The organism is Acetobacter sp. JWB (genome assembly GCF_003323795.1).
Lineage (GTDB): Bacteria > Pseudomonadota > Alphaproteobacteria > Acetobacterales > Acetobacteraceae > Acetobacter > Acetobacter oryzifermentans.
Genome location: NZ_CP030871.1, coordinates 1,051,186 through 1,064,854, shown reverse-complemented (window position 1 = coordinate 1,064,854; position 13,669 = coordinate 1,051,186). Strand labels below are relative to the sequence as shown.

General features: G+C 56.7%; 9 protein-coding genes. 4 read left to right on the top strand and 5 right to left on the bottom strand.

The features are described 5' to 3' along the window. Positions 1 to 13: 13 nt before the first annotated feature. The 5 genes from DS739_RS05130 to DS739_RS05110 form a co-directional block, all read right to left on the bottom strand. Complete coding sequence (locus DS739_RS05130; RefSeq protein ID WP_006116014.1) at positions 14 to 1,591, bottom strand: DHA2 family efflux MFS transporter permease subunit; 1,578 nt, start codon at positions 1,589 to 1,591, stop codon at positions 14 to 16. Next, complete coding sequence (locus DS739_RS05125; protein WP_006116015.1) at positions 1,588 to 2,787, bottom strand: HlyD family secretion protein; 1,200 nt, start codon at positions 2,785 to 2,787, stop codon at positions 1,588 to 1,590. The genes DS739_RS05130 and DS739_RS05125 overlap by 4 nt, the downstream gene beginning before the upstream one ends. A 172-nt stretch (positions 2,788 to 2,959) precedes the next feature. After that, positions 2,960 to 4,753 (bottom strand): ABC transporter ATP-binding protein, encoded by a 1,794-nt coding sequence (locus DS739_RS05120; RefSeq protein WP_006116016.1) that lies wholly within the window; start codon positions 4,751 to 4,753, stop codon positions 2,960 to 2,962. Positions 4,754 to 4,809: 56 nt separating this feature from the next. Beyond that, on the bottom strand, positions 4,810 to 6,003 hold the full coding sequence (locus DS739_RS05115; protein ID WP_035351574.1) for a CCA tRNA nucleotidyltransferase: 1,194 nt from the start codon (positions 6,001 to 6,003) through the stop codon (positions 4,810 to 4,812). After that, complete coding sequence (locus DS739_RS05110; RefSeq protein ID WP_035351577.1) at positions 6,000 to 6,605, bottom strand: DUF1285 domain-containing protein; 606 nt, start codon at positions 6,603 to 6,605, stop codon at positions 6,000 to 6,002. The genes DS739_RS05115 and DS739_RS05110 overlap by 4 nt, the downstream gene beginning before the upstream one ends. 82 nt (positions 6,606 to 6,687) lie before the next feature. Here DS739_RS05110 and DS739_RS05105 point away from each other — a divergent pair, with 82 nt between their 5' ends. From DS739_RS05105 to DS739_RS05090, 4 genes are read left to right on the top strand one after another with little or no spacing between them, the layout of a single operon-like run. Beyond that, on the top strand, positions 6,688 to 7,725 hold the full coding sequence (locus DS739_RS05105; RefSeq protein WP_006116018.1) for a MoxR family ATPase: 1,038 nt from the start codon (positions 6,688 to 6,690) through the stop codon (positions 7,723 to 7,725). Between the two features lie 5 nt (positions 7,726 to 7,730). Beyond that, the gene (locus DS739_RS05100; RefSeq protein WP_006116019.1) at positions 7,731 to 8,714 is read left to right on the top strand and encodes a DUF58 domain-containing protein; all 984 of its coding nucleotides are present in this window, start codon (positions 7,731 to 7,733) and stop codon (positions 8,712 to 8,714) included. Beyond that, the gene (locus DS739_RS05095) at positions 8,711 to 11,506 is read left to right on the top strand and encodes a DUF4159 domain-containing protein (protein ID WP_006116020.1); all 2,796 of its coding nucleotides are present in this window, start codon (positions 8,711 to 8,713) and stop codon (positions 11,504 to 11,506) included. The genes DS739_RS05100 and DS739_RS05095 overlap by 4 nt, the downstream gene beginning before the upstream one ends. After that, on the top strand, positions 11,503 to 13,647 hold the full coding sequence (locus tag DS739_RS05090) for a hypothetical protein (RefSeq protein ID WP_006116021.1): 2,145 nt from the start codon (positions 11,503 to 11,505) through the stop codon (positions 13,645 to 13,647). Before DS739_RS05095 ends, DS739_RS05090 begins: the two co-directional genes overlap by 4 nt. The last annotated feature ends 22 nt before the right edge of the window (positions 13,648 to 13,669 follow it).

The window sequence follows — 13,669 nt, the reverse complement described above, 5'->3', positions numbered from 1 at the left end:
TTTGCTGCGCTTTTTAGTGTGCGCCAGTCGTCTTGCCGCTGCCTGTAATGGCAGAAAACAGGAAGCAGAACGGCACACAAAGAAACGAACCTATACCCAAGATCATGAACACTTCATTGTAAGACAACATAGCCACCTGCCGAGTGAATTCCTGAAACAGGGTGTGCTGTGCAATGGCCTGTGCCGCGCCGGGGGCGTATCCGTGGGCTGTGGCAACACCCCTGGCCTGCGCCAGATAATCATTATACGGCTGATGGTAGGGCGTCATCCACTGCACCATGTAGGACTGATGCGCCTGCCGCCGCTCTGTAAGCAGTGCCGTGGCACCAGAAATAGCCAAAGACCCCAACACGTTACGCGCCATACTGAATAATGCCGAAGCATCTGCATTCAGTTTTTCCGGAATGGTGGAATACGCAATGGTGGAAAGCGGCACAAACAGAAAAGCCAAACAGGCCGTCTGGCTCATGCGGAACAGCATGAGATGATGGAAGTCCAGCAATGGCAACAAATGGGCTGACCAAAACAGAGCAATACCCATAAGCCCAAAACCAAGCGCAATCACATTCCGCACAGGCATGAGCGTCATAAGCTTACCCACTATGGGGATCAGAAAGATAACGGCAATCCCCCCCGGAGAAAGCAGCAAACCGGAAATAGTGGCCGTGTACCCCATAACTTGCTGGGCAAACTGCGGAACAATGATAGCGGATGCATAAAGCAGCGCCCCCATTGCCCCCATAAGTGCTGTGCCCACCGCAAAATTACGATCCTTGAACACACGCAAATCCACTGCCGGGTTTTTGGCGTGCAACAGCCACAAAACAGCGCCACCAATGCCCAAAAACGCCAGCACACCCATAATGCGAATGAAGGTGGAGCCAAACCAGTCTGCATCCTCACCACGGTCCACCATCACTTCAAGGCTGGCAAACCCAATGGTAATCAGGCTGATACCAATGGCATCCACTGGGGCTTTTTGTTTGCGCGCCCATGGTGGATCTTCCACCAACGCCATAACGCCAACGGTTGTTAAAAACCCGAATGGCACGTTGATGAAGAAAATCCAGCGCCAAGAGAAGTTATCGGTAATCCACCCACCCAGCGTTGGGCCAATAACCGGCCCCACAACGGCTGCAATGGCGGTAAGGCCAAACGCTGCGGCACGTTTTTCGGGCGGAAAACTATCCAAAATAATGGACTGCTGATTAGGCTGGAGCCCTCCGCCAAAAAAGCCCTGTAACAGACGAAAAACAACCAGCTCTGCAAGGCTGGTGGCCGTACCGCACAAAAACGACGATACGGTGAACATAACAATGCAGATAAGAAAGTAGTTTTTACGGCCAAAAACCTTACCCAGCCAACCGGAAATTGTCAGCACAATCCCGTTGGCCACCAGATAGGCGGTCAATGTCCATGTAGCGTCATCATACGTGCTGGACAGGCTCCCTGCGATATGTGGCAGGGAGACGTTCACAATGGTTGTATCCAGAATTTCCATGAACGCCGCCATGGTTACAACAAAGGCGACTGTCCACGGATTATGCTTCGGCTTCCACCCGCCGGGGGCTACTTCGGCCTGTGTGCTCATTGCGCAACCGGGGTTGCTGGTTCTGCCCCATCACGCGGCGGCGCATCAGAGTGCCCTTCTGTATCAACATGCACGGTGGGCACCACGGACATACCAAGTGCCAATGGCTGGTTGGGGTCCAGCCCATCATCAATCAGGATTTTAACTGGCACGCGCTGCACAATTTTTACGTAGTTGCCGGTTGCGTTTTCTGGCGGAAAGGCACTGAACTGCGCGCCTGTGCCTTTTTGCAGTGAATCAATATGCCCATGCACCTTAAGGGATGGATAAGCATCTACCTTGATATCCACCTTCTGGCCGGGCTTCATACGGGTAATCTGGGTTTCCTTGTAGTTGGCCACTACCCATACTTCCGGCTCCACAATGGACAGTATATTCTGCCCCTGCTGCACATAGTTGCCCTGTTCCAGATTACGTTGGGAAATCCAGCCATCATGCGGGGCACGAATTTCTGTCCATTCCAGATTCAGGTTTGCCGTTTCCAGCCGGGCCTGTGCGGTTTTAACTGCGGCCTCTTCCTGAGTGATCTGGATAGCGGTGTTCTGAATATTGGGTTGCACAGGCATGGCCATCTGCACGGCACCCTGTGCGGCTATCACACGAGCCTTGGCAGCATCCAACGCAGCACGGGCTGAATCTATATCCTGCTGCGAAGTTGCTGCACGTTCCACCACATGCTGGCGGCGGAAATCTGTTTGCGCCTTAAATTCCTGAGCCTTGGCGGCTTCTAGCTGGCCTTTTGCCTGCAACAGCTTACCGGGAAACTCCAGCATAGCCACCATGTGCATCATGTCACTGGCGTTCTTAGATGCCTGCGCGCTTTCAACCTGTGCAGCAGCCTGATCTCGCGCGGCTTTCCAGTCTCGCGGGTCTATACGCGCCAGAAGCTGCCCTTTGCGTACAAACTGGTTATCGTTCACCAGCAGTTCTGTCACATACCCGCTAACATGCGGCGCAATGGTAATGGCGCGCCCGGCGGTAAAAGCATCATCGGTTTCAACTTCATTGCGAGTCATAAACCAGTAAACACCGGCCCCCACAGCCAGCACGGCAATAACACCAGTGAGAATAATCTTGCGGCGAGGATTCTCTTTTTTCTTTTCTTCTGGCTTGGCTGGTGCGCCGGTATTTGCGGAAGACTGGTCGTTGTGGTCGTCTGTCATACTGTTCCCTGCCATCTCAAACGCACGGCGCATACCCTGCTTTTTCGGTCAATTCATCTCTGACCGAACTGGTCGGTCAGTTTTGTGGCATGTTCACAAGCAGGCATCAAGTCGCACATGGCATTCAGCACACATGCAACCTGGGTTTTTAATGTTTTGCTGTAAAAAAGACGCAGTTTGCCACGCCCAATCTGCTGCGCTGGCCTTAACGTTCCAACCCCTGCGTTCTAACCAGCCGCGCATATAGGCCGTTTTGCGCCATGAGTTCATCATGGTTTCCGCATTCCACAGCATGGCCTTCCTGCATGACCACCACCAGATCTGCTGACCGTACGGTGGAAAGACGATGCGCTACCACAAGCGTTGTACGCCCTTTACGCAGGGTCACCAAAGCGTCCTGCACTGCGGCTTCGTTCTCACTATCCAGCGCGCTTGTCGCTTCGTCCAGCAGCAGAAGGCGTGGGTTGCGCAGTAGAGCGCGCGCCAAGGCCACACGCTGCCTCTGCCCGCCAGAAAGACGCTGCCCACCCGGCCCCACTATGGTTTCATACCCTGCGGGCAAGGCCAGAATAAACTTTTCGGCTGCGGCTGCCTTGGCCGCTGCCTGAACCTCCTCTTCCGTGGCGGTGGGGCGGCCTATCAGAATGTTGTCGCGCACAGAAAGGTCAAACAGCAGCGGATCTTGGCTGACATAAGCGATGGCATCTCGCAAGCTGGCCAGTGTGAGATCCCGCAGATCTTGCCCATCCAGTAAAATGCAGCCCGATGTGACATCATGCAGCCGCGGCACGAGGGAAAGCGCCGTGGACTTACCTGCACCAGATGGCCCCACTAGCGCTACGGTAAAGCCCGGCTTGGCCTCAAAATTAAGGCCGGAAAGACCAACGCGACCATCTGGGTAAACAAAGCCGACATCTTTAAAAACCAGATCACCCTGTCCGGCACCAAGAAGCACAGCATTGGGGCTATCTGCCACGGCGGGTTTTTCATCAATAATTTCAAAAATACGCACAAGTCCGGCCAACCCTTCCTGCAAGGCGGCGTTCAAGGCCCCTAATGCACGTAAGGGGCGTGCTGCCAGCAACAAAGCCGCCACAAAGCCGGAAAAATCCCCTAATGTGGCCCCGCCCATAGCGGCCCGCCACCCTGCAAAACCTAATACCGCAGCCACGGCAGAACCACCCAGCGCTTCTAACAAGGGGTCAACACGTGCACGACCGCGCGTAATACGCAGCATGGCCTGATGCAGATGATCGAAGGAAATGGCCGCGCGTTCTTCCTCGCGCTGTTCAAGCCGATACACGCGCACAGTACGAGCCTGGCTAAAGCTTTCTGTTAGAAAAGCAGCGGTTTCCCCAATCCGTTCCTGCATGCCACCAGAAGCGCGCCGCACGCGTTTGCCCAGCTTTTGAATAGGCACTGCGGCAATGGGGTAAAGCAGACCGGCTATCAGGCTGAGTTCCCAATCCATGTAAAACATGGAGGCAATCAGCCCCACCACGGTCACAACATCACCCAGCGAGTTTACTGCGCGGATCATGGCTTCACGGATAGAAACGGCATCCGTGGTAAAACGTGCTGCCAGTTTGGCCGGAGCCTCACGCTCTACATCGGTAATATCCGCCTGCATCAGATGCGCAAACATCTCGCTTTGCAAACCACGAATAACCTTAAGCACCAACCCCTGAGACGCCAGCGTTTGCGCGTATTGAGAAATAGATTTGGCAACCGTAATCAGCACCACCAACAGCGGCACCTGATACAGAATGCGGGAATCATGGCTGGAAAACATATCCAGCGCACGCTGAATAACCAGCGGGTACAATGCAGTAAGCCCGGCTGTTAATACCGTAAGCAACACAACAGCCGTAAGGTTACCGGGAAAATGGCGCACCTGCTGCCGCCATAACCGCCTCAGAAGCACGCGGGTATCATCCGGCAATAAATCGCGGGAAGAACGGGACGAACGGGTAGAGGAAGCAGATGCTTGTGACGTCATGCGTCTTCTCTAACAGCCTCCCCCCCTTTCGCGTAAGAGGCTGACGCATGGTTTTATTATGGCAATGCTTTCACCAGCTCTAACGCATAGGCCAGACAAGCCTGTTTATCTGCGCTGCAACCACCCTGTTGCCACCAGTTACGCACATCTTTCAGCACCTGCCCAACGTGCGGCCCCGGCTGGCAGCCTGCCTCTAGCAAATCTCGCCCTGCTATCGGAAACACAGGGATTTCAAGCCGCGCTAAACGTTGCCGCAGTTCTTCGCCCAAAACATCAGAATACCGCGCCTGATGCAGCCAACTGCGTGCAGCCAGAATATCTGGCGGAGTATCTGCCAATAAATGGCGTAATTGCGCATCGGACATCTTGGGCAAAGGCACGGGTTCAGCCTGCATGGCTTTGAGGCGTGCGGCTTCAGCGCGAGAAAATTTGAGGCGGCGTGCCATATCCGCGCTTTTATTCGGCACCAAAGCAGCAAGCCGCAGCAGTGCATCTGCTGGCGGGTTAAACGCCATCAACCGTGCAAACAAAGGCACATTTGCACCTTCTGGCAACAGAACAGGCAGAATACCGGCCTGCTGCATCAAATACACAACATCCTGCGCCTTCGGCCCAGCCAGAATACGTTTAAGTTCAGACCATACCCGCTCAACAGACAGGCCGTTCAGCAACGCCGCCTGCGCAGTAATGGCCTGCATGGCCTGTGCATCTGCCCGCCCCTGCCCATAGCGCCCCCAAAAGCGAAAAAACCGCAGAATACGCAGCGCATCTTCCTGTATCCGCAGCGTGGCATCGCCTACAAAACGCACAGTTCCTTCTGCCAGATCTTGCTGGCCGCCAAAATAATCATGCACAGCACCTGTGCTGTCACAGGACATGGCGTTGATTGTAAAATCTCGGCGCGCGGCATCTTCCTGCCAGTTGTCTGTCCAACACACCACGGCGTGCCGTCCATCTGTTTCCACATCGCGCCGTAGGGTGGTAATTTCATAGGGCGCGGAATCGATAACCGCTGTCACCGTGCCATGCGCCAACCCAGTAGGCACAACTGTAATGCCCTGCGCCTTCAGGCCTTGCATAACCTCTTCGGGCGGTTGCGGCACTGCCAGATCAACATCTGCAATAGCGCGCCCCACCATCAAATCACGCACCACACCGCCAACAAGCCGTGCTTCAGGCAGCACGGCCCATATCTGCTCCAGCGCATGCAAACGTGCAGGAGCCAGCCGGTGCAATAAAGTGCGGGTCATGCGTCGCAATCTGTGCCGGATGATTGCCTGGCAAGCGGAAAAAAGCACCCGCAGCTCCACACGCCCATGCAGGGAATACCTTGGCACATGCCTGGTTCTGCCAAAGCCGCCAGCTCGTACCACACTGGGCGAGACAGACGCGCTTCTAACGGAAAGCGCCTATCATCCCCCTCTCGCAAGCGGATATAGGGTGGGCAACTCTCCGGGCACGCTTCTGGCGGCATGTTCCAATCTGTCCGAATCGGGTGCTCTGGCCCAGCCACCACCACTTCATCCATATTGGTGCGAAAACACAGACGCTGCATTCTGCCGCAGCCTGTCCAATCCAGCTCTACCGCCAGAAAAGGCACGTCTTCCACTTCAATATACCCGGTCTCAAAAGGAGAGCGTAGCAGGTATGCCCCTTTTTCATCCCGCGTGAGCATGGAGCCAAACATGCACAGCATGGCCTTACGTTTTATGGGCGTGCCCCTATAAAGCCACACGCCATCGCGCCGCACCAGAAAAGGCAGGTATCCCAAGTCATGCCTTTTTCTTTCCGGGCTTTCCTGATGCCCCGAACAGGCAAGACTGTCGCCACTCACTGCGTGTTCGCCTTTCACTGGCCTATCATCCTGTAATACGTGTCCATACCGTCATCCTGATGATATAGGGATGATACCCCGCTTGATGTAAGCCCCGTATGTGCTTCACACTGGAACCATGACCGCATCAGACGCATCGCAGCCCGCGCAACAGCCCTCCTCTCCTCCCGAAGTGCGGGAGGCAGACCGTATCTGCGAACGGCTGCAAGCCGTGCAGCAGGAAACCTCTCGCATTGTTTTTGGCCAAAAACAGGTTATCCGCCAAACGCTTGCCACCATTCTTGCTGGTGGCCACGCGCTTTTGGTGGGGGCGCCCGGTTTAGGCAAAACATTGCTGGTCACAACTTTGGGAACAGTGCTGGGGCTTGATTCGCGCCGCGTGCAGTTTACGCCAGACCTTATGCCCTCCGATATTACGGGCAGTGAAATTCTGGATGAAGATGCCTCTGGCCACCGCAGCTTCCGCTTTGTGCCCGGCCCGGTATTCTGCCAGTTGCTGATGGCGGATGAAATCAACCGCGCCAGCCCCCGCACACAGTCCGCTCTGCTGCAAGCCATGCAGGAACACCGCGTAAGCGTAGCCGGAACAGAATACCCTTTGCCACGCCCTTTTCATGTTCTGGCCACCCAGAACCCTATGGAGCAGGAAGGCACCTACCCGCTGCCAGAAGCGCAGCTTGACCGCTTTATGCTGCAAATTCCACTCTCCTTCCCTGATGAAGCAGCAGAACGGCAGATGCTGCTAGCCACCACCGGCGCACAAACAGAACAGCCCCAAACCCTTATGGATGCCGCAAGCCTGCTGGAAGCACAGGCACTGGTGCGCCGTATTCCGGTAGGTGAAAAAGTGCTGGATGCCATTCTCAACCTGGTGCGCAACGCCCGGCCAGAAACCACGCAAGATGCCACCTTGCGTGAACAAATTGCTTGGGGCCCCGGCCCGCGGGCCGCACAAACGCTTATGCTGGCCACCCGCGCATGCGCCTTGCTGGATGGCAGACTTTCCCCCAGCCTGGATGATGTTGCGGCATTGGCCCAGCCTGTTCTGGCCCACCGTATGGCGCTGACTTTTGCCGCCCGCGCTGAAGGTGTGCAAATTCAGGATGTAATCTCTCGCCTTCTGCAACAACTGGGTTAAAGCCATTGCGCGGCCCCTCCTTTCTTACCGCCGCATTCCGCCGCAATAAGGCTGGCACCACACAGGCTCCGCATTTTGCCGCGCTGGCAGATAGTTCTGCTGCCATCGGGCAACCTGCCACGCTTACTCAACAAGCACAGGCCTTGGCGGCACGCATGCCCGATTTAATTGTGCAGGCCAATCGCACCGCCGCCACACTGGCGGCCGGGCAGCACCCGCAACATCGCGCGGGGTGGGGAGATACCTTCTGGCAATATCGCCCAGCCCAGCCGGGAGAGCCCGCTGCGCATATAGACTGGCGACAGTCCGCCCGCAGCACCCATGCTTATGTGCGCGAAACAGAAGCCGAAAGCGCGCAAACCATTCTGTTGTGGTGTGATCTTTCTGGCTCCATGAACTGGCACTCCCGCACCAACATGCCCACCAAGCTGGAAAGCGCCATTCTGCTCACGCTGGCAATGGCCGCTGCTCTTGCTCGTGGGGGAGAACGCATTCGGCTGCTTTCTTCATCCGGTATGGTGCATCTACCCTCTGGCGGCAGCCTTCTGGAGCGTCTGGCATTGGCTTTGGTGTTTCAGGCTTCCTCGCCGCAAAAAAATACGCTGCCTGCCGCTGTCGCGCTGCCCCGCCATGCACATTTACTGCTGACCAGTGATCTGCTGTGTGAAACAGAGGCCCTGCGCGGCCTGCTTCATCAATGTGCAGCGCGGGGCGTGCGTGCGCATATTCTCCATATCGCAGATCCGGCAGAGCTTTCCCTGCCCTATGAAGGGCGCGTTGAGTTTACGGGGCTGGAGCAGGAACCGCCCATTGAGCTGCCCCATGTGCAAACATTGCGTGCAGATTACACCCATCTGGCATCTGCACGCAGCAGCCAGATGGAGCAAATGGCTACAAGCCTTGGGCATGATTATATTTGCCATGTTACCGATACTCCAGCCACGCCCACCTTGCTGGCCCTGCATAATTTGATGGGCCGCCGGGTATGATTTTTCTGGCTCCCCTTGCCCTGCTGGGCCTGCTTACGCTGCCGTTGGTGTGGTGGCTTGTGCGTGCAATACCCCCGCGCCCACGCCAACAAGTGTTTCCGCCTGTAAAACTGTTGGCCAGCCTGAAACCACGCCAGACCGAGGCTGCACGCTCTCCGCTGTGGTTGCTGCTCCTGCGTCTGCTCGCTGTTGCTTTGTTGGTTCTTGGCCTGGCCCGGCCAGTGCTACCGGGGCACAATGCCGCCCAGCAAGGATCTGGCCCGGTGTTGCTTATTATAGATAACGGCATGTTCAGCGCCGCAGACTGGAACGAACGTTTAGCCGCTGCCCAGAATTTTCTGGATGATGCCGAACGCGCCAAACGTCCCGTGCTGTTGCTTACCACCGCGCCGGAAGCCGAAACATCTGTGGCAGAAAGCCTCGCCCCCTTGCCAGTTGCTCAAGTGCGGCAGCATCTGAACGCGTTGCGCCCGGAACCTTGGCAAGTAGACCGCTTAGCTGCCGCCCACACACTGGAACATCTAGCGGCACAAACATTTGGCAGTATTCTGTATCTGGCGGATGGTGTTGCCACCCCCAGCGATGGCGCGTTTACGCACACCCTGCAACGTTTGGGGCGCGTGCGGGAAGTGCGCTTTCCGCATCAAAACGCTGTGGCTCTGGCTCCGGTGGTCGATAAAGGCAATAACGTCATGGCACGGCTGGTGGCGATGCCTGCTGCGGCTCCACGTAGTTTTAATGTTATTGCGCATACGCAAGATGGGGGCACGCTGGCCGTTGTACCCGTAACCCTGCCCGCACAATCTGGCCACGCCAATATTGCTGTGAACTTGCCTGCCGCCGTGCGCAACCGCATAGATACGCTTACGCTTGCAGGCACAGCTAGCGCTGCCACCACAGTGCTAATGGATGAAAGCAGCCGCCTGCATCCGGTAGGGCTTCTGGCTTCCGGCGGAGCGGATACACCTTTAGTGGGGTCTTTGTTCTATTTGCGCCGCGCTCTTGCCCCTTCTGCCGAATTGCATGAAGGCACGCCATTGGCGCTTTTAAGCCGCCCGCTTTCTGTTTTAATTGCGCCTGATGGCACATTGGCAGACCCGGAAACACGAGAAAAAGTGCGTGAATGGGTTAAAAATGGCGGCACACTCATCCGCTTTGCAGGGCCAGCCCTTGCCGGTGCCCAGCATGATGATGCGACTGAAACCACCGAGAACGACAATACCCAGCAGACCATGCAAGATCTGCTTCCCGTCGCTTTGCTGGATGGTGCACGCCAACTCGGCGGCTCCATGACATGGGGCACCCCGCAAAAACTTGCCAAGTTTGATGCCACCTCCCCATTCGCTGGTTTAGTGCCTCCTCATGATGTCACAGTCTCTCGGCAGGTTCTGGCACGCCCCTCCGCCACACTTACTGAGCATACATGGGCACGGCTGGCAGATGGCACGCCGCTGGTTACACATGCCGCGCTGGGCAAAGGTGAAATTGTGCTGTTCCATGTCAGCAGCACAACAGATTGGTCTAACCTGCCGCTTTCCGGGTTGTTTGTCTCCATGCTGCAAAGGCTGACAGACCACGCAAACGGCGTAAGTGTGCCAGCGGATGATGCCATATTGCAACCAGCCCTTACGCTGGATGGTGCAGGTATTGCTGGCCCTCCGCCACCTTATGCGCGCGGCCTAAAAGCTTCCGCCTTTGCCAGCACGGATGTTTCCCCCGCGCACCCCCCGGGCCTGTATGGCCCCGGTTCTGGCCGCCGCGCCTTAAATGCAGCGGACCACGTTGCCACGCTGCATCCTGAAAGCGCCGTGGGTCTTATTACAGATCCGGCAGGACAACAGCCGGATGTGCCACTGGGGCGCTTCTGCCTTCTGGCAGCCATTGTTCTGCTGTTGCTTGATGGCGCTGTGGTTCTGCTGATGCGCAAAGGGCTTTTGGTTACCAACCGCGCTCATACGGCTGCATTGGTTATAGGCGGGCTGCTGTTCGGCATGGCCGCTCCGGCCCATGCAGCAGATACACAACCGCCGGTTCCTGCACAACAAACCTTACCCTCCGTGCCCGGAGCAGCACTTGAAACACGTCTGGCCTACGTGTTGACCGGGCATGAAGATGTAGATGAAGCCTCGCGCCAAGGGCTTCAGGGTTTGGCGGATTTTACGAATGCCCGCACATCTGCCGTGCTGGGCCACCCTGATGGCGTGCACCCCGAAACGGATGATCTGGCCTACTATCCATTGCTATACTGGCCGATTACGCCAGATGCCCATACCTCTCCCGCCATGATAGCCGCACTCAACCGTTTTATGGCGCATGGTGGCATTTTGCTCATTGATACCCAAGGACAGGACACGCCAGACGGCACCACAGATGATGCCAGCTTTGCCGGAGATGCTCCGGGCACGCGCGCCGCCCTGCGCCGCGCTACAACAGGGCTAACAGTGCCGCCCCTCGTAACCATGAATGACCACCACCTACTGGCGCATACTTTTTACCTGCTGCATGACTTTCCGGGCCGTTACGCTGGCCAGCCCATCTGGGTGGCGCGGGAAGGCGATGCCGGAAATGATGAAGTCAGCCCCATTATTATCGGCTCGGCAGACTGGGCACACGCTTGGGCGGTTGATCCATCTGGCAATACGCCCTTTGCGGTTATTCCTGGTGGCGCAGAGCAGCGGTTACTGGCTTATCGCTTTGGACTAAATATTGTCATTTACGCGCTTACCGGCAGTTATAAGGCAGACCAAGTGCACGTGCCCATGCTGCTGAAACGGCTGGAAGACCGGCCATGATAAACAATCTAATGCAATCCATTGGTTTTGCGCCACTTCTGCCTTTATGGCTGCTGGCTCTACTAGGCATTGGGGGCCTGATACTTTGTGCGTGGAGCCTGTATAACGGCGCGCGCGGGGCCTTGCTGCGCCTGGCTGCTCTTGCCTCGCTTCTGTTCTGGCTGGCGGGCCCGCAGCATCTGCGTGAAAGCTGGCATAGCCTGCCCCAAACCGCCCTTATGCTGGTAGATCAATCTCCTTCCATGTCTATCGGACAACGGGCAGCTATTGCCCGGCAGGCGGCAGATGCATTGGCCCATATGCAGGTGGAAGGGCTGAATATTCGTACCGTTACAGTGCGCCAGAACGGGCATGACGGCACCCGCCTGTTTGAAGCCCTGGATCAGGCTGCAGCAGATATTCCGCCTGATCAGCTTGCTGGCGCCATGATGGTTACAGATGGTCAGGTTGCTGATATTCCGGCCAGCCTGCCAGATCGCCTGCGCCCGCACACTGCTGCAGGAGAACAAACTCCCCTACCCCTGCATGTGTTGCTGACCGCCAAAGATGAGGAAACAGACCGCAAGCTCCAGATACTAGAAGCACCGCCCTACGCCATTGCCGGACAACCCGCACATTTACGCGTATTGGCCGAAGATTCCGGCCCCGGCACGCATACTGGCACACCAGCGGAACTTACCTTACGCGTGAATGGGGAAGAGCCTGTGGTCATCCCTGTTGTTACAGACACGCCGCAAGATATCAGCATCCCTGTTGCACGGCCGGGGCAGATGCTTATCAGCCTTTCGGTTTCCCCTCTGTCGGGGGAAATCTCACAACTGAATAATCAAAACATCACCCATATTATGGGTATTCGGGATAGGCTGCGGGTTTTGCTGATTTCCGGCACCCCCAACCAAGGGGAGCGTGTCTGGCGCCGGTTGCTGAAAGCAGACCCGGCAGTGGATCTGATCCACTTCACCATTCTGCGTCCACCAGAAAAAGATGATGGCACGCCGCTATCTGATCTGGCGCTCATTGCTTTTCCCGTAAAGGAACTGTTTCAGGACAAGATCAACCAGTTTGACCTGATCATTCTGGATGGTTTTGAAAACCGCAGCATTCTGCCCCACAGCTACCTGGAAAACATTGCCAACTTTGTGCGCCGTGGTGGTGGGTTGTTGCTAACCGCTGGGCCAGAATTTGTAGGCCCCGGATCATTACAGGAAACCCCTGTAGGTGATGTGCTGCCCGCGCATGTGCCGCCAGAAACAGGCATGGTTGAGCGCCAGTTCCGCCCTCGGTTAACTGCGCAAGGCCGCCAACACCCTGTTACGGCAGCTCTTTCTGGTGCGCCCGATGCCAACGTGCCAGATAGCACCACAACCATTGCAGGCGCATGGGGGCCTTGGTACCGCGCTCTCAAACCAGACAGCACACATGGTGAAGTGCTGATGAGCGGACCAGATGCCGCCCCTCTGCTGGTTCTAGACCGAGTGGATCAGGGCCGTGTGGCCCTCCTGCTTTCTGACCAGATCTGGCTTTGGTCTCGCGGTGAAGGTGGTGGCGGACCGCAAGCGGAATTGCTGCGCCGGATTTCCCATTGGCTGATGAAAGAGCCAGAGCTGGAAGAAGAACAACTGGCTGCCAGCATTACAGACAACGTGTTAACCGTAACGCGCCACAGTATCAGCACCGAAGCCACTCTGCCCGGTATCACCATCACGGCGCCTTCGGGCACGCAAACATCCCTGCGCCTGCATGCTGCCCCACAGGATGGCAGCCAGACAGCAACCATGCCCGCCAATGAAGCAGGAATCTGGCAGGTAACAGATGGCACCCACACCGCCTACGCAGCTCCAGTGCAAAGCGATATCCGTGAAATGACGGATTTACGGGCCACGGCCACCAAGCTGGCGCCTATTGTGCAGCAGTCTGGCGGTGGTGTGTTCTGGCTGGGTACGCCCGGACATTTGGCCATACCCACCATTCGGATGGCAGAATCCTCCACCCTGCACGGCGCAAATTGGCTGGCCTTCCCGCAACGTGGCGCGCATATTGTAACGGGCCAAAGCGCAGAACCCTTATTGCCAACATGGAGCATGCTGCTGGTATCCCTCGCCTTCCTTTTTGCAGGATGGTGGCGTGAAGGCCGGAATTGATAACAGCAGGGAAAGAGTGGGG

Bases quoted from the DNA above. Each gene is read 5' to 3' on its own strand.
- DS739_RS05130 (WP_006116014.1), bottom strand. From the start codon at position 1,591: ATGAGCACACAGGCCGAAGTAGCCCCCGGCGGGTGGAAGCCGAAGCAT.
- DS739_RS05125 (WP_006116015.1), bottom strand. From the start codon at position 2,787: ATGCGCCGTGCGTTTGAGATGGCAGGGAACAGTATGACAGACGACCAC.
- DS739_RS05120 (WP_006116016.1), bottom strand. From the start codon at position 4,753: ATGACGTCACAAGCATCTGCTTCCTCTACCCGTTCGTCCCGTTCTTCC.
- DS739_RS05115 (WP_035351574.1), bottom strand. From the start codon at position 6,003: ATGACCCGCACTTTATTGCACCGGCTGGCTCCTGCACGTTTGCATGCG.
- DS739_RS05095 (WP_006116020.1), top strand. From the start codon at position 8,711: ATGATTTTTCTGGCTCCCCTTGCCCTGCTGGGCCTGCTTACGCTGCCG.
- DS739_RS05090 (WP_006116021.1), top strand. From the start codon at position 11,503: ATGATAAACAATCTAATGCAATCCATTGGTTTTGCGCCACTTCTGCCT.